Here is a 22,007-nt window from a genome sequence, read left to right as displayed (position 1 = left end):
GATGGCGGTCGGCGTCCGGCCTTCGGTCAAGCCCAGCGAGCTGCCGTCGGACGTGGTGAACACGCCGATCCGCAAGCAGGTGACCGATCTCGATCACGGCGGCGGCGACACCGGCGCGATGCAGGCGTTCGCGTCGCTGCGCGACGTGAACGTCGTGCTCGACGGACCGGTCGGATGCCACGTGATGCCGGCGGTCGCCGTCATCAACTACACCGACAGCATCCCGTACCTGCAGAATGTCACCTGTTCGGAACTCTCAGAGAACGAGGTGACGATCACCGGGACGCTCCCTGCGCTCAAGGAGAAGGTCGCGCGCGCGAGCGTCGAGGGGCGTCAGGTGATCATCGTCTCGACGCCGGTCTCCGAACTCATCGGCGGCGCGTGGACGACGATCGACGAGGACGTGAAAGGGTCGGCGCTCTTCTTCGATGCGCACGCGCTCGACGACGACGAGTGGAAGGCGCGCGACCGCGCCCTGCTCTTCCTGTGGGAGCACCGCGCTCACTTCGTGCGGCCCGCCGATGCGCCGGCCGTTCCGAAGACCAAACCCCGCGTGCACCTCATCGGGCCGACGTACGGATGCTTCAACTCGTACTCCGATCTCGCGGAGATCGAACGGCTGATCCGGGGGATCGGTGCCGACGTCGGTCTCGTTTATCCGTTCAAGGCCGCGTCGTGGGAGACCGCCGATCTCGCCGACGGCGACGCGCTCGTGGTTCTCTACAAAGAGTTCGGCATCTCGCTCGCGCGCGAGGTCGGCTTGCCGGTCTTTCACGCGCCGTTCGGGCTCGAGGAGACGACGACGTTCCTGCGCGGGCTCGGCGAGACGCTCGGTTTGCGCGAACAGGCCGCCGCGTTCATCGCCGCCGAGAAAAAATCGACGCTCGCGGCATGGAAAGACATCTGGAACTCGACGCACTCCGACTTCTTCGCAAACGCACCGATCGCGATCGTCGCGCCGCCGACGTACAAAGACGGCCTCGAACGCTATCTCGGCGGCGAACTCGGGCTGCCGATCGCGTTCAGCGCGTACCGCACCGGTCCGGAGAGCGCGCCCAGCGACGCGGTGCGCGCCGCGCTCGCCGACGCGAGCCCGTCGCCGATGCTGGTGCTGGGGTCGATCAACGAGCGGATGATCGTCGCGCAGGAGCGCATGCCGTCGCGCTTCATGCAGGTGTCGTTTCCCGGCGCCGTCGTGCGCCGCGCGACCGGGACGCCGTTCGTCGGCTACGCGGGCGCGGTGTGGCTGCTGCAGGTCGTCTGCGAGACGCTCTTCGACGTGCTCTTCGCGAACCTGCCGACCTCGAAGGCGCCGCCGGTGCGGGCCGACGTGACGACGCGCCAGATCCTCAGCGCCGCGCCGCAGGCGCAGACTGACACCGGCAAAGGACAGAACGCCGTCGTCACGTGGACGGACGAGGCGAAAGCGCAGGCGGAGCGCGTGACGAAGCGCGTCCCGTTCTTCGTGCGCGTCTCCGTCAACAAGAAGCTGCGTGCCGAATCCGAGAAGCTCGCGCGCGAACGGAGGACCGACGTGGACCTCGCGATCGTCGACGAGATCACGGCGCGTTTCTCGCCCTGAACCCGTTCCGGGATCTGCCCTTGCTGGCGGCGTGGCGGCTGCGCGTGCCGGCGCGTCCGCTGCGCGCGCTCGGCCGCGGCGACTCCGCGCCGCTGCGGGCGTGGCTCGGGGCTGAATCGGCGTTGCGGCTCGCCGAAGCGCGACGCGACGCGCGCGTCGATCTCGCGGCGCTCGAAGCGCTCGGTGCGCGGCTGGTGACGCCGGGCGATCCGGACTGGCCGCGCGGCTTTGACGATCTCGCCGATCCGCCCGCGTTTCTCGCGGTGCGCGGCAGGCTCGCCGCAGGCGGGATCGCGGTCGTCGGGGCGCGCGACGCGAGCGAACGCGCCTGCGCCTTCGCGAATGCGCTCGCCCGCGCGATCGGGCGGCCGGTGGTGAGCGGCCTCGCGCACGGCGTCGACGCGGCGGCGCATCGCGGCGCGCTCGCCGCCGGCGTCGCGACGATCGCGTATGTCGGGACCGGGATCGCGCGCACCTTTCCGCCCGAACACGAAGCGCTCGCCGACGCGATCGTCGCCGGCGGCGGCGCGGTCGCGGCGGAGCGCGCGCCGCACGATCCCGCGACGCGCTGGTCGCTGGTGCGGCGCGACCGCCTGCAGGCCGCGCACGCCGACGCCGTCGTGCTCGTCGAATCCGACGCCGATGGCGGCGCGATGCATACCCTCCGGTTCGCCGAGCGGTCCGGGCGTCCGCGGTTCGCCCTCGAGAGCGACGCCGGCGGCAACCGCGCCGCGCTCGCCGCCGGCGCAGATCGACTTCCGTGGGATGCGCAACGTGCCGCATCGCATATACTCTCCGTCATCCCAGGCCTGGAGGTCTCGTGAATTTCCACCCGTCCGATCTCGATCTCGCGTCGCGCCTGAGCGGCGAGGAGCTGGACCGGTTGCCGTTCGGCGTGATCGTCGTCGATCGCACCGGCGCGATCCTCGAATACAACGCATACGAGCGCAATCTGGCACACATGGGCGGCAAATCGGTCGTCGGCCTCAACTTCTTCCACGACCTGGCGCCGTGCACGGCGATCAAAGATTTCGAAGGCCGTTTCACGACGTTTCTCGATTCGCAGGACACCTCGGTCGAGCCGTTCGAATTCGTCTTCGCGTTTCCGCACGGCCCGCAGCGGGTCACCGTCGTGTTCGTGCGGCTGGCGAACGATTCGGATCGCGCGACGATCTGCGTGCTGCGGAACCAGGTTCCGGAGGGAGAGCCATCCTCGACGCTCGCGTAGCGCTCGACGCCGTTCTCGCCGGCGGTGCGAGTTCACCGGTCCGGGCGGGCCGCCGTGTCGGCGGCGACCCGTTCGTTTGCGTGCGCGCGGAAGGGCCGTATGCCTACGACGAGCAGGGTCGCCGCTACGCCGACTACGTGATGGCTTACGGTCCGCTGCTGTTCGGGCACACCCCGCCGTTTCTGGGCGGCCTCGACGCGCTCGCGGCGCGCGGCGTCGTGTACGGCTCGACGTCGCCCGACGAACTCGCGCTCGCCGAGCGCATCCGCGGTCACCTGCCGTCGATGGAGCGCCTGCGCTTCACGACGACCGGCAGCGAGGCGGTGCAGAGCGCGATCCGCGTCGCGCGCGCGTGGACCGGCCGCGACGCGGTGCTGAAATTTTCCGGCAATTATCACGGCCACTTCGATCTCGCGCTGCAGGACGCCGGCGCGTCGGCGGAAACCCCGCACGCCGGCGGCTCGGGGATCCCGCGCGCGGTCGTCGGCGACCTCGCCGTCGCACGCTACAACGATCTCGACGACGTCGACCGTTTGCTGGCGATGCTCGACGGTCGCGTCGCCGCGATCCTCGTCGAGCCGGTGTGCGGGAATATGGGCCTGGTCGAGACCGTGCCGGGCTTCCTCGAAGGCTTGCGTGCGCGCGCCGACCGCTGCGGTGCGGTGCTCATCTTCGACGAGATCATCACGTGGCTGCGGCTGGGTCTGGGCGGCGCGCAAGCTCGCGTCGGCGTCACGCCGGATCTGACGACGGTCGGCAAGGTTCTCGGCGGCGGTTTTCCGGTCGCGGCGTTCGGCGGGCGCGCGGAGATCATGGCGATGCTCGCGCCCGACGGTCCTGCGTTCACCGGCGGGACGCACGCGGGGATGCCCTTCGGGATCGCGCTCGGGCTGCGGGTTCTCGACTATCTCGAAACGCATGCGGACGTGCTGGCCCAGACGGAGCGGCGCGCGCGCGCGCTCGCCGCATCGATCCGCGCGTCCCTCCGCGCGCTTGCGCTCGACTATGCCGTCCTGCAGCTCGCCTCGATCGTCGATTTCAAGTTCCGGTCCGGACCGCCGACACGGTCGTACGACGACCAGCAGCGCGACGATCAGCGTGCCTATGCGGCATTCTATCACGCGATGCGCGAGCGGGGCGTGCTGCTGCCGCCCTCGCACAACGAGGTCATGTTTCTCTCGACCGCGCACGGCGACGACGACGTCGCCTTCACCGCCGGCGCGATCGAAGCGTCGCTGCGCGATCTACGCGCGAAGGGAATCGTATGATCGAGACACCGCCGGGCTGGACGAACGACGGCGAAGCGCTCGTCAAAGTCTTCGACCTCAAGAACTTCGACGGCGCGATTTCGTTCGTCAACGCCGTCGCCCAGGCCGCGAACCGGCTCGACCATCATCCTGACATCGCACTGTCGTGGAACGAAGTGACGATCCGCACCTGGTCGCACGACGTCGGAGCGATTACCGACCGCGACGTCGCGCTCGCGCGCGCGATCGACGCGCTCTAATAAGCGTCTACGGCCGCGACGCGTCGCGCGTTCTCAGCGCACGGGAGCCGGATAGGCGGCGACGGAGCGATGGCCCTGCGCGTCGACGCTGCGCACGCCGAAGAGCCAGTTGTCCTTCGAGAACTTCAGGGTCGCGGTGGCGGCGTTTCCGGCATCCTGGACGTCGGTCCATAGCGCGTCGCTCGTCGCACGGCGCACGATCTCGTAGCGCACCGCCCGCGGGACGGCGGTCCAGGTTAAGGTCGTGTCGTTGGTGAGCACCTTCGTTTCGATCGTCGCCTTCGGCGGGGCCGGAGCGAGCGCGAGCGACGCGACCGTCGCGATGTTGTAGCGCGTCACGCGCGCGAGGTAGTCGAAGTCCTCGTACTGCAGTAGGTCGCCGTACTGAACGCCGGCTTCGACGCGCACGTCCTGGTGCTGGTGCGCGAAGGTTTCGACCGGCTCGACGTAGCGAATCGCGGGGAAGCCTTCGGCGTTGAACGACTCGTGATCGCCGCCGCGCAGAAAGCGGTCGGCGCGGTAGACGATCAGGCCGTGGAGCCCCGTCGGGTACGCGTCGCCGGTCTCCTTCGCGAACCGCGCGAGCTCGCGTGACGGCGAATCGTTCTCACCGCCGACGACGTTGATCCGGGCGGGATCGGTCCCCGGCGGCAGGGCTTCGGAGAAGATTCGCACGACGTTGTCGCGCTTGATGCCGTCGTCGCCGACCGACGCGCCGATGATGTCGTTGTTGATGTCGCCCTGCACGTCGACGTGCGCATCCTTGAGGGTCTTGGCATAATGCGCGCTGCCGAACAGACCTTGCTCCTCGGCGTCGAAGCAGGCGAAGACGACCGTCGCGTGAAGCGGCACGTTCGCCAGAACGCGGGCCGCCTCGACCACCGCCGCGGTCCCCGAGCCGTTGTCGTCGGCACCGGGCGCGTCGTGCTCGCCGTCGTCGTTATTGCTGTTGCGTGAGTCGTAGTGGCTGGACATCACGTAGGTTCGCCCGCTCGGATCGTCGCCGCGCAGGGTCGCGACGACCGACGAGATCACGACCTGGCGCGGGATCCGCTTCTTGGGATCGGCCGGCTGGGTGTAGGTATCGAGCGCGACGGTCATGCGGCCGTTCGTGGCGGCGGCGATGCGGCGGAAGCGTTGGACGAGGTACGCGCGGGCGGCGAAGACGCCGCGCTTGCTCCCGGCCTGTTCCGAGAACGTCGAGCGCGTGCCGAATGCAACCAAGCCGGCGTCGGTGGCGCGCAGCTCCGCCGGCGAGACGGCGGCGAGCGCGGCGACGATTGCGGGGTCGAGGGGCGGCGCGGGGACGTCGGCGCGAGCCGGCGCGGTGAGCGCGAGCGCCGCGACGCTCGCGGCGAGAAGACGACGCAGAGGCATCGGGCCGCTTACCGCGCGCGCCTTACGGCTCCCTCGTCACGCTGAGTTCGTCGAAGCGCCGCCTCCCTTCATGCGCGCAGGCGGCCGCGCTTCGACACGCTCAGCGTGACGAGGGGCTCAGCGTGACGCGGGCGCTACGCGACGGCGTCGGCGGTGACGCCTTCGCGGATCGCTTGGCGGGTCGCTTGGAGCGCTTCTTTGGCGGTGATCAACGGCGGTGCGTCGGCGATCGGGCGGCGCTTCCAGAACCAGGTTGCGATCGCGCGGTTCGCCGCTTCGAAGGCCATCTGGAAGTGATCGCCCGGCTTCAGCTGCGCCATTTCCTTGAAGAGATAGGAATCGAAGGTGAAGCGCTGCACGTCGCGCGTCGAGCACATGTCGACGAAGAACTCGCGCGCGAAGTTGTTCGTGTACGAGATCTGCTCGAGGAACTCGAGGAAGTCGAACATCGCGCCGTATTTTTTCTGCCAGAGTTTCTCGTACCGCGTCAGCGCGGTGCGATGATCGGTCGCGCTCAGATGCAGCACCTGCGCCGCGATCCGTGCCGAGGCCATCGAGAAGTAGATCCCCTCGCCGGAGGTGTGCGCGACCAGCCCCGCGGCGTCGCCGACGAGCATCGTGCGCCCGTAGACGAACTTCTTGTAGCGCTGCATCGGAAGCGGATGACCTTCGAGCAGGATCCGGCGTGCGCCGCGGAGTTTCGGGCCGGCGCGCCGCTTCACGCCTTCCAGGAACTGATAGGTCTGGTTCGCGTGCTCGGGACGGCAGCCGGTGCCGACCGCGACGTGATCGCTCTTCGGGAACACCCAGCCGTAGAAATCGGGCGAGATGTCGTCGCCGAGGTAGAGTTCGGCGGTGTTCTCGTAGTACGCCATCGCGTCGTCGGGGAGTGCGAGCCGTTCCTGAATCGCCGAAGCGTGGCGCTGCGGGGCGCGGCCGCACGATTTCGCGACCGCTGAGCCGGCGCCGTCGGCGCCGATCAGGTAATCGTAATTGACGAGTTCTTCGCGGCCGTCGCGATAGTGCAGCTTCACGCGCACCCCGTCGGCGTGCTGCTCGTGCGAGACGAAGGACGCCTCGCGCACGTCGGCACCGGCGTTCGCGGCACGCTCCCGCATCGTGCGGTCGAGCACCTCGCGCGTGACCATGATGATGTAGTCGTCGGGTCGCTTCTTCGACCCGCGCACGTCCATCGCGACTTCCGAGCCGCTGGGGCCGATTATGACCGCGCGCGTCGTCTTGCGTTCGATGATCGTCTCCGGGACGCCGAACTCGCTGATCGCCTTCGGCGGGATCGCTCCGCCGCACGGCTTCTTGCGCTTGAGATCGCGCTCGATCAGCGTGACGTCCCAGCCTTGCGCTGCGAGATCGCCCGCCGCGATCGCACCCCCGACGTTCGCACCGACGACCAGAACCTTCGGCATGAGCTAGAACCCCCCGTAGCGGATGGCGAGAGCGGCGGCCAGCATACCCCACACGAACGGCGGGATCGCGCTGGCGCAGTACCACGGTGCAAGGGCGGCGGGATCGCGCGCCATGCGGCGCTGCATCGGCAGCTGCACTGCGAACAGGACGAGCATGAACGCTGCCGCGATCCACGCGCGGTGCGCCAGGACGTAGCCGATCGCAAGGACCTGAAACACGTCGATGAACGCGAAGGCTTGCATCAGCGCCCCGCGGATCCCCAGCATCGCCGGAATCGAGCGCAAGCCCAGGCGGCGATCGCCGTCGATGCTCTTGAAATCGTTGAGCGTCATCAGCCCGTGCGAGCCGAGCGAGTAGAGCGTCGCGAGGACGAGCGTCCCCCGTGTGACGTGTCCGAACGCCGCCGCGCCGGCGACCCACGCACACCCTTCGTAGGCGAACGCGCACGCCGCGTTGGCGAGCCAGCCGTTGCGCGCCTTGAGGCGCAGCGGCGGGACGCTGTACGCGAGCGCGAGCACGAGTCCCAGCGCGGCGATCGCGAGCACCGCGGTGCCGAGCGCGTACGCGAGCGCGAGCGCAGCGAGGGCGAGCCCGGCGGCGACGAGCACGATGGTGCGCGGGGCGAGCAGGTTCGCAGCGGTCGGCCGGTCGGGTTCGTTGATACGGTCGACGTCGCGATCGCACCAGTCGTTGACGATCTGCGAGAAGGCGCACAGCAACGGGCCGGCGAGCGCCATCGCGGCGACGATCTTCACCAGCGAGAGCGCGTCCCAGCGCGCGCCGCCGGCGACCGCCCCGACCATGATCGCCCACATCGGCGCAAACCACGTCCCGGGCTTCGCGAACGTTTTGAGCGACGCGTTGATCGCCGCCGCGCCGGCGTGCTTGTCGCCGAACGGCAGCAGGACGGCGCCGAAGCGGCCGACCGTGGAGACGCTGCTGCGCGCCGCTGCGCCGAAGACGGTGCGCTCGTCGAGCGCAGGCGTCCCCTTAGCCACCGACGTGTTCCCGCGCCGCGAGCACGACGCGTTCGTCGATCACCGCGAGCCGCTGCTCGCGCGCGTACTTCTCGATGTTAGCGCGCGCCTTTTTGCGCACGAAGAAGGGGATGCGCCCGACGAGCCGTTCTGCCGACGGATCCCACTGCGGAGCGCCTTCGGCGGCGGCGACGGCGGGTTCGTCGAGTCCCTCCGGCGCCTGCTCGGCGAAGCGTCCTTGGCCGCGGGGCCCGAACGTTTCGATCAGATGGTGTTCGAGGCCGAGCACTTGCGTGCGATTGACGACGTCGGCGAGATAATTCGCGCCCTCGTACGCGACGAACGGCGCGTAGGAGAGCGGAAAGTTGAGGATGTGCGCCGGCGGCGAGATCACCGCGCACGGAATCCCGTGCGCGCTCGCGGCGTGACGTTCCATCTGCGAGCCAAAGACGATGTCGGGGCGAGTCTCGTCGATCGCCTGCGCGACCTCCCGATAATCGTCGGTGACGAGGATGCGGCCGGTCACGTCGGCGACGCGCGCCGAGAGCCAGTCGCCGTACTCGCGGACGTACGTGCCGACCCACTCGACGCGCATGTCGAGCTCGTCGTGCAGGACCCGGGCGATCCCGGCCGCCGTGGTGGGCGTGCCGAAGACCGCGACACGTTTGGTCGAGAGCGCGTGCGCGTCGACGGTGCGCGCGTACCAGCCGAGCTGCGACTCCCGCGCGGCAGCGGCGATGCGGTCGGCGGGGAGCTCGAGCGTCGCGCAGACCTCGCGCAGGAACCGCGTCGTTCCTGCTTCTCCGTAGGGGAGTGCGTCGACGCTCGGCGTGCCGTAACGCTCGCGCAGGTACGCGACGAGCGGGGCGGTGCGTTCGTGCACCAGCGAGACGTTGAGCCAGGCGCGGCCGAGCGTGCGCAGGTCGTCGACGGTCGCGCCGAGCGGGACGACGGCGTTGACGTCGACGCCGATCGCGGCGAAGAGCGCGCGCAGCGCGCGCACGTTGCTGTGGTCGTGGAAGCCGAGCAGCGCCGGACCGAGGATGTTCACCGACGGCGTTTCGGTGCGCGCGCAGTCGGCGGCGACATGGGCGACGAGCTGGCGCAAGGTGAGCGCGAACGCGGTCGTCTCGTTGTCGCGAACCGGGTGCGATGCGCCGAAGATCACCTCCGCGCCGAGTTCGCCGGGCGTCATCGTGCCGAACTCGCCGTCGAGCGGTTCCTGAAGGACGGCCGCCGTCGCGCTGCGGGTGACGAGGATCGCCTTGGGCTTCACGCGCGCGTCGATCTCGCGCAGCACGCGCGGGAGATCGGCAGGCGCGCCGGCCAAGGTCCCTTCGGTGAGCGCGTTGATCGTCAGCGGCGGGAGGACGCCCAGGCGTTCGAACATCGCCAGCATGATCGTCGCGTAGCCGTCGCCCTTGGGGGCGCGCAGGACGGTGTGCACGCCGTTGATCGACGAGGCGCACATCGAGACGCCGACATGCGCCGGTGCCTGATACGACCAGATCGCGAGCTTCACCGGTGGGACTCCAGGAAAAAGTCCATCGAGATCGGATGCGTCTCGCTGCCGGCTTTTGCGCGGTGGCCGGCGAGCGCGTCGTGGCGGCGCAGCGTTGCGGCGAACATCGCGAAGAGCGACTGCGCGCCGCTGAAGCCGTGGATCGGCTGGAACGTGAGCTCCGTCGACCACTTGACCGCGAACCCCATCCCCTCCAGGGCGTTCGCGATGTTGAGGTTGGCGACGACGACGTCGGGAGCATGCTCCGTCAGCTTGGCGAACGTCGCGAAGCGGTCGGGCCGCTCAGCGATCTCCACGCCTTCGAGCAGCGCCGTCTCCGGCGCGTGAAACTTCCGGTAGACGTTCGGCGTGCCGACGTACGGCACGCGCGCGCCCGCCGCGCGCAGCGTGCGGGCGAGGGGCAGTTCGACCATCGCGTCGGAGGCGAACGCGATCGTTCGCCCGCGCAGCGCCGTCAGCTCGCCTTCGAGCGACGCCCATGCCGCGCGCTCGCGTTCCGCGTACGAGACGGATCTTCCGAACGCGGCGCCGAGCGCTTCGTAGAACGCGCGGCTGCCGTCGGGACCGTACGGGAACGGCGCGCTCAGGATCGTCGCCTTGCGCTCACGCTTCGCCCAGGCGGTCGCGTCGAACAGATAGGGATTCACCGGAGCGATCACCGTCCGCGGCCCGACCGGCGCCAGATCGAGCGCGCTCTCAGCAGGGATGAAGCGCGGCTCGGGGATCTCCATCGCCGCGCACTCCAGGCGGATCTCGGCTTCCTCGATCGCCGAGAGGCAGCCGAGCACGACGAGATTCGGCGTCTCGCCGCCGGCGGGCGTGCGCGCCAGCATCGCCTGCAGAACGTGGTCTTCGCCTTGCGTGTACGACGCGTCGAAGCCGTCCATCCGCGCCGGGTAGACGCGCACGCCGGTCTCGCGTTCGATCGCCGGAGCGCAGCCGGAGACGTTCATCTTCAAGATCTCGGGCGTGCAGGTCGAGCCGAGAAAGATCGCCCGCGGCGCATGTTCGGCGACGACGGTGCGCGCCAGCGGCAGCAGCGCGGTCAGCGCGTCGCGGCCGGAGAGATCGTCCTCATCGAGAACGGCAGTCGCGAAGCGCGGCTTCGCGAACACCATCACACCGAGCGCGGTCTGCAGAAATCCTTGGCACGACTGCGTCCCGACGACCAGAAAGAACGCGTCCTGCATCTTGTGATGCAGCCAGCCGATCGGCGCCAGCGAACAGAAATCATCGCGCTCGAGGGTCTCGATTGCCGTGTCGAACACGCGACAATCGTCGCATGTCCGCGGGAAGGCGGTGGGTGACCGCAGTCACCCGCCGCGTTTAGCCGGCGATCGCCGCCGAATCGTCCCGGTCGGCCCGCCGCCGGACGCTGCGCCCGAGGATCACCGAGGTCCCCTTCCCCGGCGTGCTCCGCACGCTGAAGAGGTCGGTGAACTTCTTCATGAGCGGGAGTCCGCGGCCGCGTTCCGACATCACGTCGGGAAGCGCAGGCTCGGTCAGGACGGTCTCGGGGGGCTCGAAGCCCTGCCCGTAATCAACCACGGTGGCGAAGAGCTGGTCGCCGCCGACCAGCCAGCAGGCAACCTCGATCGAGTCGCTCGCGCCGGAGTGCTCGATCGCGTTGGCCAGCCCCTCGGCGACCGCGGTGACGAACTCGGCAACGTCGATCTCGGGGACGCCGTGCGACTGCGCGAACCCGGCGACCCGGTCGCGAACGTAGCGCCCATATCGAGGATCCGGCGGCACGCGCAACCGCAGCGACGCGCCCGCTCCCGCCGGGATCCGTGCCGTCCCGTCCATGCTCCCTTGCTCTTCAACGATGTGACGAAGTTTCGGAGGGCGTGTACCCCGTTTTGCGGCGGCGGAAACCCTGCGGGGCACGGCGATCCCGGCGCCGTAGGATCTGCCCGATGGCCACCTATACGAAGCCCACGGGCGACGAACTGCAGACGCTCGCCGAGGAAGCGAAGACCGCCCGCGCGCGCATCACCACGCCCAAGGGCGAGATCGTCGTCCGGTTCTACCCCGACGTCGCGCCGCAGCACAGCGCGGCGTTCATCAAATTGGCGCGGGCCCGATTCTACGACGGCCTGACCTTCCACCGGTACGAACCGGGCTTCGTCATCCAGGGCGGTGACCCGGCGGGGAACGGCACCGGCGGCCCGGGCTACAACCTCGACGCGGAATTCAACGAACGTCCGCACGTAAAGGGGACGGTCGCGATGGCGCGGTCGAGCAACCCCAACTCGGCCGGCAGTCAGTTCTACATCGTCCTCGAGGACGCGCCGTTCCTGAACCGCCAGTACACCGTCTTCGGGCACGTCGTCGAGGGGCAGACCGTCGTCGACGCGATCCGCGCCGGCGACCCGATGGTGCAGGTCGCGATCGAGCCCGGACCGGCAGAGGGCTGATCCCGCACCTCGCGCTCGGCACCCAGAGCTGGGCGTATCCCGACTGGGTCGGGACGCTGTACGATGCGGGGACGCGCCCCGAGGGCTACCTGCACGCCTACGCGCGCGAGTTCTCCAGCGTCGAGATCGACGCGACGTTTTACGGGACGCCGCCGCCCGGCCGCCTCGCGCGCTGGGCGGCGCAGGTCCCGGCCGGCTTCTCGTTCGCGGTGAAGCTGCCGCGCGAGATCACCCACGAGCAGCGGCTCCGCAACGCCGCGGCACCGCTCGCCGCGTTCGTCGCAATGCTCGACGAATTGGACGGACGGCTCGAGGCGGTGCTGGTGCAGATGCCGCCCGACTTCGAGGCCGGCGAGATCGCGACGCTCGAGGCGTTCGTCGCCGCGCTCCCGCGCGGTCCGCGCTGGGCCGTCGAACTGCGCGACGGTTCGTGGTTTCGCGGCGACGCGCACCGCCGGATGCGGGACGCACTCGGCTCGCACGGCGTGGCCGTGGCGGCGACCGACGGCAGTTTCGTTCCGCTCGACGCGATGCTCCACGAAGTGCGCCGGCCCGTTGCTTCGCACGCCTATCTGCGGTGGATGGGAGCGCGCGAAGCGTTCGCGCGCTTCGATCGCGTGCAGGTCGATCGCAGCGAACGCATCGCTCGCTGGGCTGAAGCGATCCGCGACGCCGGCGCGTCGCTCGCGCGCGTCGCCGGCTACGCGAACAACGAGTTCGCCGGGCACTCGCCGCAGACGGTGCGCGACGTTTACGCCGCGCTCGGCGTGCCGCATGCACGGCCCACGCTGGTGGAACAGCGCTCGCTCTTCGAGTAACCGCCGGGACAGGTTCGGCTACGTGGCGCTGCCGCGCAGGGCGGCGTCGACGCGGTGCGCGATCGCGCCGATGCCGGCGTTGCCGGCGGAGACGTCGCGCAGATCGCGCGTCAGCACGACCAGGATGTACGGAACCTCGCCGAACGGGTCCACGATCGCCGCGTCGTTGCGCACGCCGTCGATCTCGCCCGTCTTGTGCGCGCACGGCGTCCCTTTCGGCAGGCCGCGCACGATCTTCGTCGTGTCGTCGTTGCCCAGCATCACGTTGATCATCGCGCGGCAGCTCTGCGCGCTTGCGATCGTCCGCACGCCTTCGCGCGAGCCTTTCTCGATCGCGTAGAGCAGCGTCGCGACGTCGTTGGGCGTCACCACGTTCGCGCTCTTGTGCCAGGACGGGACGACGTCGGCGAAGTGACGCCCCAACCGTGAGGACGTCATCCCCGCCTGCTGCATCACGTTGTTGATCGTGTCGATCCCGAAGTGGGTGATCAGCGTGTTCGAGGCGGAGTTGTCGCTGACGTGGATCATCGCTTTTACCAGCGTGTCGAGCTTCCACGGCGTCCCGGCCGGCGATCCGAGCAGCACGTCGGAACCGCCGATGAGGTCGTCGGCGCGCGTGCGGATCAGCTGCTCGGGGTGCGCCGTTCCGGCGTCGTACGCGCGATAGACGGTCGTCATGATCGCGAGCTTGATCACCGACGCGGAGGCGAACCGTTCGTTCGCGCGCCAGGTGAAGCTCGCGGGGCCGGGCGCCATCGTGCGCGCGAACACGCCGGTGACCCCGGGAATCGCGTCGAGGACTTCGCGCAGATCGAGCGACGGCTGCGCGCCGGCGCGGTGCGGCAGCGCGGCGACGGCCGCCGCCGCCCCGCCGAGAAACGCGGTCCGTTTCACCGCGGCAGCTCGTGAATCAGAAACGCGGCGAGACGCTCACCCATCTCGTGCAGCCGCGGCGCCATCCACGCGAACTGCGCGGGACAGGTCATCTCTCCGAACTCGATCAGCATCTTGTCGGGCGCATCCACCTTTCGAAACCCGTAGTACTGCGATTCGTTGTCGCTGATGTTTTCGCCGACGAAGCGGTACGGAAACCAGGCCCGGTAGCGTCGTTCCCATTCGCTGACGAATTCGCTCCGCGCGCTCGGAGGGAAGCCGACGGACGCACCGCTCGCGCACGGTTCGGCGCCGTCAAAGTGCAGGAAGACCGCGGCGCGCGCGGAGTCGTGCTCGGCGTAGTCGGCGGGCCGGCGGATCACGGCGTAGCCCTGCGCGCGCAGGATGCGGGCGGCGGCGTCGGCGACGATCGGGGTCCAGTCGCGCTCGAGCGCGCCGTTTGCACCGCTCGTTCCCAGATTGCACGCGCGCACGTGAAGCGGCGCGCAGCTCGCAGGGCGTCCCTGGTGACCGGCTTGGATCACGACGTCGCCCGTCTCGGCCCGCGCTCCCGCCATGCTCGCTGCAAGCAGCGCGACGGCAAGAAATGCAGACCGCGCGGGAAGCCGCATCACGTCGCCCTAATCCTCGGCGGCGATGACCACTCCTCTCGTACCGAGCGACCTGCTCCGCATTGTGCTCTGCGCCGACCCGAACATTCAAGCGGACGGCGCGGCCGTGTTCTATCGCCGCGCGTATCAGGACCGCGAGGCCGACGAGACCCGCGGCGCGATCCACCGCGTCGACCGCGACGGTGCCGACCGGCCGTTCACGCGCGGCACGAACGATCGGCTGCCGCGGCCCGCGCCCGACGGCTCCGCGCTCGCGTTCGTCGCCGAGCGCGACGGCGCGGCCCGCATCTATCTCCTGCCGTTTGCGGGCGGCGAAGCGGCGCCGCTCGGCGAGACCTATCCGAAGATCGTCGCGCTGGCGTGGTCGCCCGATGCGTCGCGGCTCGCGTTCGTCGCGACCGCGCCGCACGATCCGCTCAGCGCGCGCGCCTATCACGACGCCGCGAGCGGTGCCCGGCACTTCCGTCAGCTGCCGTTCAAGAGCGACGCCGACGGGCTGCTCGACGGCACGCGCAAGCATCTCTTCACGATCGACGTCGCGACCGGCGAGACGACGCGGCTGACGCACGGCGATTTCGACGTCGCGTCGCCGGCGTGGTCTCCGGACGGCAAGCGCATTGCGTTCACCGCGCGTATCGATCAACCCGAGACGTCGTACGCGCTCGCCGACGTCTGCACGATCGATGCGCGCGGCGGGGAGATCGGCCGCCTCACGAACGCCGCCGGTCCCGCCGCGGCGCCTGCATACGCGCACGACGGGCGCGAGATCGCGTACATCGGGCACCTGCACGGCGACGACGGCGGCGGCCGTTTCGACGAAGAACTGCTGGTCGTCCCGGTGGCGGGCGGTGCGCCGCGCTCGCTCTCGGCGGGGTTAGGCCGCACCGTGGGCGATCATCTCGCCAGCGATCTGCGCGGCGGTCATGCCCCGATCGCGCCGGTGTGGACCGCCGACGATCGCGAGCTGATCGTGCCCGTGTGCGAAGAGGGCGCGACGGTGCTTCGCGCGTTCGCGCGCGACGGCACGGCGACGCGCGTCCTCGCCGGCGGCGAACGCCACATCTTCGGGATGAGCGTCGCGAATGACGGCGCGATCGCGTTCACGTACGCGACGCCGACGATTCCCAACGAGGTCGCTCTGCTCGAACCGTACGGCGGGGAGCGCACGCTGACCGGTCTGAACCCGTGGCTCGCCGAGAAGCGCGTCGTCGCGCCGGTCCGCTATCGGCCGAAGGCCGACGACGGCACCGTGCTCGACGGCTGGCTCATCGCGCCGGCCGCCTCGACCGAGGCGCGGCCGCCGCTGGTGCTGGAGGTCCACGGCGGACCGCACGCGGCCTACGGCGCGACGTTCTTCTTCGAGTTCCAGATGCTCGCGGCGAACGGCATCGCGGTCGCGTATGGGAACCCGCGCGGTTCGCAGTCGTACGGCCACGCCTACGCAAACGCGATCGTGGGGAAGTGGGGCGAGCTCGATGCGAGCGACGTTCTGTGCATCCTCGACGGCGCGCTCGCGCAGGGGACGTTCGATACCGCGCGCCTCGGCGTCGCCGGCGGTTCGTACGGCGGTTTCATGACGACGTGGCTGCTGGGGCACAGCGACCGCTTCGCGGCCGGCGTGTCGATGCGCGCGGTCAACGATTTCGTCAGCGAGGTCGGCGCCTCCGATATCGGCTGGTTCCTCGAAAACGAACTCGACGCGCGGATGGCCGACGACGCGGGCCGCGTGCTCTTCGAACGCTCGCCGATGCGCGCCGCGCACGCGATCGCCGCGCCGCTGCTCGTCGAGCACAGCGAGCGCGACTATCGCTGTCCGATCGATCAGGGCGAACAGCTCTTCACCCTGCTGCGCCGGCTCGGCCGCACGAACACCGAGTTCGTGCGCTTCGTGGATACCGGACACGAACTCTCGCGCAGCGGGAAGCCGCGCAGCCGCGTCCTGCGGCTGCGCGCGATCGGAAACTGGTTCGTGCGGCATCTGGAACCCGCCGGGGCTCCGGCGGTCCCCGACGAAGCGGGCGCGCTGTTCCGGCCGCTCGCCGGCGAGGCCGAGCCCGAGCCCGTCCCCGCGGCGCGCTAGAGGTACATCCCCAGATCGCGCGCTCGCTGTACGGCCTGCGCGCGATTCGAGACCTCGAGCTTGTCGTAGATCGCGCCCACCTGGCGCGCGATCGTCTTGCGTGACTTGCCGAACTCGGCGGCGATCTGCTCGAGGGTCGCGCCGTCGGGAAGCGCGCGCAGGACGTCCATCTCGGCGCGGGTGAGGCCGAGTTTCGGGGCGTTGCGCACCGCCGCGTCGCGGACGACGTTGATCAGCCGCGCGTAGCCGCGCATGATCGGCGGCACGGCACGCTCGTCGAGATGGTGCTGCGTCGCGAGCACCGCGAACGCGCCGTCGGGATCGAAGCGCTTAGTGAGCGCGCGAACGCCGCGCGCCGACTCGCCGACGAGGATGCAGACCGACGCGGCGATGATGCGCGCGATGCGCCGCGAATGCGCGTCGTACAGCGGTTCGGGATCGGCGTGGTGCGCCGTCCGGCTCAGCACCAGATGCGCGCGCCGGCGCGCCGCGACGACGTCCCAGCGTGCGGCGTCGAAGAGCGCCAGCAGCGACTCGCAGAGCGAGATCTCCGGGAGGCTGCGCCCGTCGGCGGCGGCGAACGCGGCGATCGTCGCTTCGGCGACGTCGAAGCGGCCGGCCCAGCCGTGCATCAGCGACTCGGCGAGCACGCAGGCGAACCGTTCGCCGAACTGTTCGCTCATCGGGTTCGCGAGCAGGCGCGCGCGGATCGACGCCAGCCGCTCGTCGTCGCCGGCTTCCGCGGCGATGCCGAATTGCGCGACCAGACCGTTGTTCTGCATCGAGACGTCGCCGGCGCGCTCGCTGCTGATCGTCATCCGTTCGGCGTAAAGCCGGGTGATCTCGGGATCGCACGTCCAGTCGTGCGCGATCACGTAGAGGACCGAATACGCAACCGCTGCGTTGCGATGCGCGCCGATTGTTTCGTAGGCGCGCGCCGCGGCGAGCGCGCGCTCTTGCGCTTCTTCGAACTCCTGACGGTAGAGCGCCGCGAGCGCGACGCGCTGCAGGATCCGCGCCGCGACGATCGGCATCTCGAGCGCGCGTTCGTCGCCCACGGCGCGTTTGGCGAGCGCGCGGCTCTGCTCGTCGCGGCCGCGCTGCGCCGCGACGACGGCGCGCAGGGCGAGCGCCGCCGGGATCAGACACGCCACCGCATCGTTCGTCGCGCGCAGCGCTTCGTCGGCGCCGTCGAGATCGGCCGTCGAGATCAACAGGGGGACCAGCATGTCGATCAGGTACTGGCGTTCGGGATCGGCGGCGTGCGCGACCGCGCGGCGCAGCAGCGCGATGCCGCCGGCGACGTCGCCGGAGATCGAGGCGCGCATCCCGCGCAGGCCCGTCGGCATCGCATCCTTGAGACGGCGCGCCGCGGCGTAAACGGCGAGCAATTCGTCGATCTCGGCGACCGATCCGCGCGTCGCGACGGCATACACATGCTCGAGCGTAACCGCGGGGGCGTCGTGCACAGACAGCAGCGTGTTCTCCGGTGGGTTCTGCCGGGGTATCGGCCGGTGCGCTCGCGTTCTCCGGGGCCCGGCGGATTCCCGGGGCGACCGTCGCTCCGGTTGTGCAAAAAACGCTGGAGCCGTCGGGCATTTCATCAGATTTGGGTCGTTTGACGCACGAGCGGTCGGCGCGTCTGGGCTAGCGTTCGAGCATCGCTTGCGCCTGGAGGAACGCCATCGTGCTCACGCTGTCCCTGATCGCCGCCGTCATCATCCTCACGTCGTGCCCGCCGGTCTGCAACTGAGCCGGCCGTGACGAACGACCTCGGGCACGGGTGCCCCGAGGGCGCTCGCGGCGGCGGCATCGCTCGCGACTTCCTCCGCTCGTGCAGTTCCACGCCCGCCTCGGCTGCGAACGTCGCATTGGTACAAAGCCTCAGTGCCCTGCTCGCGCGGTCGCTCGCCGCCGGGGAGTCGGCGGCGTTGCGCGCGACCCTCTCGCGCGCTCGTGAACGCCGCGCCGACGCGGACGATCTGATCGCGGCGGCCGTCCAGTGCGTGATGGACGAGTGCGACGCGCCGACGCTGGATGCGCGTCACGCGACGTTCAAGCGGCTCGTCTCGCTCTGCCGGAGAACGCCGTGAAGGCCGCACGCGCCGTGGACGCGCTGCTCGCGACGCTCGATGCATGCGACGAAGCGACGTGCGCGCACTCGCTGGCGACCGACGCGTGGGCGCGGCAAATCGCAAAGCGCCTCACGCTTCCGGACGATCTCGTCGAGCGAATCGCCACCGCAGGCCTGCTGCACGACATCGGCAAGATCGCGACGCCGCCGTCGATCCTGCTCAAGCCCGGCCCGCTCGACGACGCGGAATGGGCGGTGATGCGCGAACACGCCGCCGCCGGCGCCGCGATGGTCGCCGCGATCCCGGCGCTGGCCGCCTACGCGCCGATCGTGCGGTCGCACCACGAACGGATCGACGGCAACGGCTATCCGGACGGCCTGGCGGGAGACGCGATCCTCTTCGAAGCGCGCGTCGTCGCCGTCGCCGACGCGTTTCACTCGATGGTGAGCGATCGGCCCTATCGCCGCGCCCGGCTCGCCGGCGAGGCAATGGAGATCCTTCGCGCGGGGCGCGGATCGCAGTGGGATGCGCTCGTGGTCGACGTCATGATCGACGTCGTGGCGACGCGCCGCACGCGCGCGGTCGACGCCGAGCTCACCTCGATGCTGGGCCGCGCCGGCTGAATCTGTCTCCCCCGCGTCGCCCGGGTGTGGGCGCCGATCGAGCCTCGTTCGCAATGCGGACGGGGCTCGACGGTTTTCTTCGTGCGAAAGCGATCTAGATGCGAAGGAACGCGGCGACCGCGGGGTCGGTGCGGAGCGCCGCGAGATCGGCGTCGGAGGGAAGCTGCGGGCGATCGCGCTCCGAGCTGACCAGGCACAAGAATCCGAGCGGCGCGTCATCGGCGGCGCGGAACTGATGCCACGTCATCGGCGGGATGCGGCACAGATCGTGTTCGCCGATCTCGCGCACCTCGTCGCCGATGAGTGCCGCGCCGCGGCCTCGCAGGACGAGCACCGCGTGCACGTGCTCGTGCCGCTCGAGCGTCGTGTGGCCGCCGGGCGCGACCTCGAAGTAGCGTAATTGGCAGCCCTGCTCGGCCTCCTCGAAGAGCACCTGTCGCGTCACCGCGCGGAACGGCGCGCCGCCGGCTTCTTTGTACGCGAGCACGTCGACGTCGTCCCAGCCGAACGCCCCGCCGGCGCGGAACTTACGCGTGAAGCGCGACGTGCGTGCGTCCATGACCCTCGACCTTCGCAACGTACTCGCGCGTCCGCTCCAAGAGCGCGTCGCGCGCGATCAGCAGGTTGCCGCCGATCAGCATCATCGTATCGTCCCCGTAGAACTCGAGCAATTCGTCGACGCGTTCGAGCAGCATCCCGCCGGCCGGGACCGGGAGCGCCGGAGCGAGCGTGCCCCAAGGCGCGCGCGCCGCAGCGGCCAGCGCGGCGCACGACTCGCGCGGATACGCGAAGCGTCCGCCATAGTTGGTGAAGATCACGGCATCGGCGCCGAAGAGGCGAAACAGTTTGCCGAAGATCAGCACCGGATCGATCCGGCCGCCGGCCGCGGAGGGATGCGCGAGGTAGACGAACTCGGGGAATTCGTCGACCAGATCGGCGAACGCCGGAAGGCCGATCAGCATCGGCGCGACGAGTACGACGCGCACGCCCAGATCGCGGGCGAGCCGCGCGCGCTCCCGCAGAACGCGCGGCGTCCCCGACAGGCTCGGCGCATAGAACGCCGGCTTGCCGGTCGTCTCCACCGCTTCGAGCACCGCGCGCTGGCAGGCCCGCACGCGTTCGTCGAACGGCGAATAGGTTTGATTCGCGATCCCGTGGTCGTCTTTCACGATGTCGACGCCACCCAGCGCGAAGGTCTTGCACAATCGCGCGAGTTCGGCGACGGGGAGCCCCTGCGGCTTGACGGCGGTGCTCGTCATCGCGCGCTGCGGCGCGTCGAGCAGCGCCCGGATCCCTGCGATCCCGTGCCGCGGTCCGGGGAAGCGCGCGAGCAGCGGCTCGGGCAGCGTCACGTCGACGAAGCGCACGTGCTCCCACAACGAGCAGTTCCCGAAGATCATGTTCATCAATTGCGCCGGCTCGCCGCCCGTCGTCTCGACGGCGAGCCCGACGTCGACGCGATAGCGGCCGTCGCCGGCCGGTTCGATCCCGGCGACGCGCCCGACGATCTCATGCAGGACGCGCTGGTCGCCGATCGCCGCTAGCGGGCACTCGACGCTCTGCTCGATCGCGAGCGCGGAGGCCCGCGCCTCGATTTCGTCGGGGGCGGCGTCGATCAGGTACGTCGCGGTCAGCCAGGCCATCGGGCGGCGTTTCGCCCGCCGCCGCCGGGCGTCCCCGGGGCGGTCAGCGAGCCGTCAGTCGTACTCGACCCGCGCGATCCGCAGGGTGCGGTCGCCGGCCGGACGATGCCAGACGACCCGGTTGCCGGCTCGCTTGCCGAGCAGCGCCTGGGCCAGCGGTGAGTCGATCCCGATGCGCTGCGCGGCAAGGTCCGTCTCGTCGTAACCGGCGATCGTGAACGTGCGGGGCTCGGCATCGACGCCTTCCACGACGACGTGGGCGCCCGGGCCGACCACGCGCAGATCGTCGGGCCGGGCCGGGAGCTCCTCGACGCGCTTGCGCAGCACGGGCTCGGGTTGGGGCGCATCGTCGCGCTCCTTGGTGAACGCACGGCTCATTCTCGCTGTCTACCCCCCAGCGAAGAACGTTCAACTTCCGGTGCCCTGGTACCGGTCGATTCCGACCCGCCAGAAGAGGTAGGCGATCGCGAAGCACGCCGCTCCGACGACGGGGGTGAGCAGGCCGACGGCCGGGTTGAGCGAGAGCCCGGTCTCGCTTTTGTGCAGCAGAAACGTCGCCGGAAAGTAGTTCATGAACGCGAACGGGAGCACGAACGCGAGCACGAGGCGCACGCCGCGCTGATAGATCGAGATCGGATAGCGCGAGAACTCCTGTTCGAGCGACATGAACACCCAGCGCAGCGAGTCGATGCGCGTGAACCAGAACGACGCCGTCGCGATCGCGAGGTTGATTCCGAAATCGATCAGCGCCCCGCCGAGCGCGACGAACGGGACGTACGCGATGAAGAGCCAGTCGACGTGGACGCCGGCGTAGACCGTGACGACGCAGAAGTACACGATCGCGAGGATCAGTTCGTCGGGCCAGATCTGCTGCGGCACCGTCAGCGCCTGAAAGAGCGGATCGAGCGGACGGACGAGGAACCGGTCGAAGCGACCTTCGCGCACGAATTCGGGGACGCCGCCGACGGTGAAGAAGAACGTGTTGTGCAGTCCGTGTCCGAGCATCCACAGGCCGTACATGAAGGCGGTGTCGCGAAAGTTCCAGCCGTTGATCGACGGAAAGTTGCGCAGCGTGATCCAGAGCGCCGCGATCGCGGTGCCGTGATAGACGATCGTGAACCCGAACCACATCAGGAAGTTCGCCCGGTACTCGAGCATGGTGAGCAGGTTGATCCGCCAGTAGCGCGCGTACGTCGTCAGGTACACGCGGGCCTGATTCGCCGGGACG

General features: G+C 69.8%; 23 protein-coding genes. 10 read left to right on the top strand and 13 right to left on the bottom strand.

Annotated elements, in window-relative coordinates; genetic code table 11:
• The first annotated feature begins 1 nt into the window (after position 1).
• From WPS_RS13180 to WPS_RS13160, 5 genes are read left to right on the top strand one after another with little or no spacing between them, the layout of a single operon-like run.
• Positions 2-1,582, top strand: coding sequence for a nitrogenase component 1 (locus WPS_RS13180; RefSeq protein WP_317994940.1), 1,581 nt, complete (start codon positions 2-4; stop codon positions 1,580-1,582).
• 20 nt (positions 1,583-1,602) lie between these two features.
• Positions 1,603-2,406, top strand: a complete 804-nt coding sequence (locus WPS_RS13175; RefSeq protein WP_317994939.1) for a DNA-processing protein DprA — start codon at positions 1,603-1,605, stop codon at positions 2,404-2,406.
• A complete protein-coding gene (locus WPS_RS13170) occupies positions 2,403-2,810 on the top strand; it encodes a PAS domain-containing protein (protein ID WP_317994938.1) in 408 nt (135 codons plus the stop codon). The genes WPS_RS13175 and WPS_RS13170 overlap by 4 nt, the downstream gene beginning before the upstream one ends.
• On the top strand, positions 2,756-4,078 hold the full coding sequence (locus WPS_RS13165; RefSeq protein ID WP_317997548.1) for an aspartate aminotransferase family protein: 1,323 nt from the start codon (positions 2,756-2,758) through the stop codon (positions 4,076-4,078). The genes WPS_RS13170 and WPS_RS13165 overlap by 55 nt, the downstream gene beginning before the upstream one ends.
• Positions 4,075-4,317: a 4a-hydroxytetrahydrobiopterin dehydratase gene (locus WPS_RS13160; protein WP_317994937.1), complete on the top strand. Its 243-nt coding sequence runs from the start codon at positions 4,075-4,077 to the stop codon at positions 4,315-4,317. The genes WPS_RS13165 and WPS_RS13160 overlap by 4 nt, the downstream gene beginning before the upstream one ends.
• Positions 4,318-4,350: 33 nt before the next feature.
• On the opposite strand, the gene WPS_RS13155 is transcribed toward WPS_RS13160, so the two are convergent.
• The 6 genes from WPS_RS13155 to WPS_RS13130 all read right to left on the bottom strand — a co-directional run bounded on the left by WPS_RS13155 (position 4,351) and on the right by WPS_RS13130 (position 11,424).
• Positions 4,351-5,694: a M20/M25/M40 family metallo-hydrolase gene (locus tag WPS_RS13155; protein WP_317994936.1), complete on the bottom strand. Its 1,344-nt coding sequence runs from the start codon at positions 5,692-5,694 to the stop codon at positions 4,351-4,353.
• A 134-nt stretch (positions 5,695-5,828) separates the two neighbouring features.
• Entirely contained in the window at positions 5,829-7,118 is a 1,290-nt protein-coding gene (locus WPS_RS13150) for a geranylgeranyl diphosphate reductase (RefSeq protein WP_317994935.1), read from the bottom strand.
• Positions 7,119-7,121: 3 nt separating this feature from the next.
• Positions 7,122-8,117, bottom strand: a complete 996-nt coding sequence (gene chlG / locus WPS_RS13145) for a chlorophyll synthase ChlG (RefSeq protein WP_317994934.1) — start codon at positions 8,115-8,117, stop codon at positions 7,122-7,124.
• The gene (gene bchB, locus WPS_RS13140) at positions 8,110-9,618 is read right to left on the bottom strand and encodes a ferredoxin:protochlorophyllide reductase (ATP-dependent) subunit B (RefSeq protein ID WP_317994933.1); all 1,509 of its coding nucleotides are present in this window, start codon (positions 9,616-9,618) and stop codon (positions 8,110-8,112) included. The genes chlG and bchB overlap by 8 nt, the downstream gene beginning before the upstream one ends.
• A complete protein-coding gene (locus WPS_RS13135) occupies positions 9,615-10,886 on the bottom strand; it encodes a ferredoxin:protochlorophyllide reductase (ATP-dependent) subunit N (RefSeq protein ID WP_317994932.1) in 1,272 nt (423 codons plus the stop codon). The genes bchB and WPS_RS13135 overlap by 4 nt, the downstream gene beginning before the upstream one ends.
• 58 nt (positions 10,887-10,944) lie before the next feature.
• Complete coding sequence (locus tag WPS_RS13130; protein ID WP_317994931.1) at positions 10,945-11,424, bottom strand: ATP-binding protein; 480 nt, start codon at positions 11,422-11,424, stop codon at positions 10,945-10,947.
• Positions 11,425-11,534: 110 nt separating this feature from the next.
• On the opposite strand from WPS_RS13130, the gene WPS_RS13125 reads away from it, so the two are divergent.
• Both WPS_RS13125 and WPS_RS13120 read left to right on the top strand, forming a co-directional pair.
• A complete protein-coding gene (locus WPS_RS13125) occupies positions 11,535-12,035 on the top strand; it encodes a peptidylprolyl isomerase (RefSeq protein WP_317994930.1) in 501 nt (166 codons plus the stop codon).
• On the top strand, positions 12,032-12,853 hold the full coding sequence (locus WPS_RS13120; RefSeq protein ID WP_317997547.1) for a DUF72 domain-containing protein: 822 nt from the start codon (positions 12,032-12,034) through the stop codon (positions 12,851-12,853). The genes WPS_RS13125 and WPS_RS13120 overlap by 4 nt, the downstream gene beginning before the upstream one ends.
• Positions 12,854-12,871: 18 nt before the next feature.
• Here the strand turns inward: WPS_RS13120 and WPS_RS13115 are convergent, their stop codons facing one another.
• Together WPS_RS13115 and WPS_RS13110 are read right to left on the bottom strand one after the other, a co-directional pair.
• Positions 12,872-13,747 carry a serine hydrolase gene (locus WPS_RS13115; RefSeq protein WP_317994929.1) on the bottom strand — a complete coding sequence of 292 codons (876 nt, stop codon included), beginning with the start codon at positions 13,745-13,747 and terminating at the stop codon, positions 12,872-12,874.
• The gene (locus tag WPS_RS13110) at positions 13,744-14,358 is read right to left on the bottom strand and encodes an N-acetylmuramoyl-L-alanine amidase (RefSeq protein WP_317994928.1); all 615 of its coding nucleotides are present in this window, start codon (positions 14,356-14,358) and stop codon (positions 13,744-13,746) included. Before WPS_RS13110 ends, WPS_RS13115 begins: the two co-directional genes overlap by 4 nt.
• 25 nt (positions 14,359-14,383) lie before the next feature.
• Between WPS_RS13110 and WPS_RS13105 the strand changes: the two genes are divergently transcribed.
• Positions 14,384-16,438, top strand: coding sequence for a S9 family peptidase (locus WPS_RS13105; protein WP_317994927.1), 2,055 nt, complete (start codon positions 14,384-14,386; stop codon positions 16,436-16,438).
• Here the strand turns inward: WPS_RS13105 and WPS_RS13100 are convergent.
• Positions 16,435-17,907: a helix-turn-helix transcriptional regulator gene (locus WPS_RS13100; RefSeq protein ID WP_317994926.1), complete on the bottom strand. Its 1,473-nt coding sequence runs from the start codon at positions 17,905-17,907 to the stop codon at positions 16,435-16,437. The genes WPS_RS13105 and WPS_RS13100 overlap by 4 nt on opposite strands.
• Before the next feature lie 291 nt (positions 17,908-18,198).
• On the opposite strand from WPS_RS13100, the gene WPS_RS13095 reads away from it, so the two are divergent.
• Complete coding sequence (locus WPS_RS13095; protein ID WP_317994925.1) at positions 18,199-18,531, top strand: hypothetical protein; 333 nt, start codon at positions 18,199-18,201, stop codon at positions 18,529-18,531.
• Positions 18,528-19,136, top strand: a complete 609-nt coding sequence (locus WPS_RS13090; RefSeq protein ID WP_317994924.1) for an HD-GYP domain-containing protein — start codon at positions 18,528-18,530, stop codon at positions 19,134-19,136. Before WPS_RS13095 ends, WPS_RS13090 begins: the two co-directional genes overlap by 4 nt.
• A 94-nt stretch (positions 19,137-19,230) precedes the next feature.
• Here WPS_RS13090 and WPS_RS13085 read toward each other — a convergent pair whose 3' ends face one another.
• Genes WPS_RS13085 through WPS_RS13070 form a run of 4 tightly spaced genes read right to left on the bottom strand, consistent with a single transcriptional unit; the run spans position 19,231 to position 21,985 of the window.
• On the bottom strand, positions 19,231-19,695 hold the full coding sequence (locus WPS_RS13085) for a cupin domain-containing protein (protein ID WP_317994923.1): 465 nt from the start codon (positions 19,693-19,695) through the stop codon (positions 19,231-19,233).
• Positions 19,664-20,779 carry a RuBisCO large subunit C-terminal-like domain-containing protein gene (locus tag WPS_RS13080; RefSeq protein ID WP_317994922.1) on the bottom strand — a complete coding sequence of 372 codons (1,116 nt, stop codon included), beginning with the start codon at positions 20,777-20,779 and terminating at the stop codon, positions 19,664-19,666. Before WPS_RS13080 ends, WPS_RS13085 begins: the two co-directional genes overlap by 32 nt.
• 54 nt (positions 20,780-20,833) lie before the next feature.
• Positions 20,834-21,157 carry a GreA/GreB family elongation factor gene (locus WPS_RS13075; RefSeq protein WP_317994921.1) on the bottom strand — a complete coding sequence of 108 codons (324 nt, stop codon included), beginning with the start codon at positions 21,155-21,157 and terminating at the stop codon, positions 20,834-20,836.
• A gap of 30 nt (positions 21,158-21,187) precedes the next feature.
• Positions 21,188-21,985, bottom strand: coding sequence for an ABC transporter permease (locus tag WPS_RS13070; protein ID WP_317994920.1), 798 nt, complete (start codon positions 21,983-21,985; stop codon positions 21,188-21,190).
• Positions 21,986-22,007: the final 22 nt, after the last annotated feature.

The sequence above is a fragment of the Vulcanimicrobium alpinum genome (assembly GCF_027923555.1).
In the GTDB taxonomy this organism is placed as follows: Bacteria; Vulcanimicrobiota; Vulcanimicrobiia; order Vulcanimicrobiales; family Vulcanimicrobiaceae; genus Vulcanimicrobium; species Vulcanimicrobium alpinum.
Note: the sequence above shows the minus strand (reverse complement) of the source record. Positions and strands in the feature narration are given on the sequence as shown.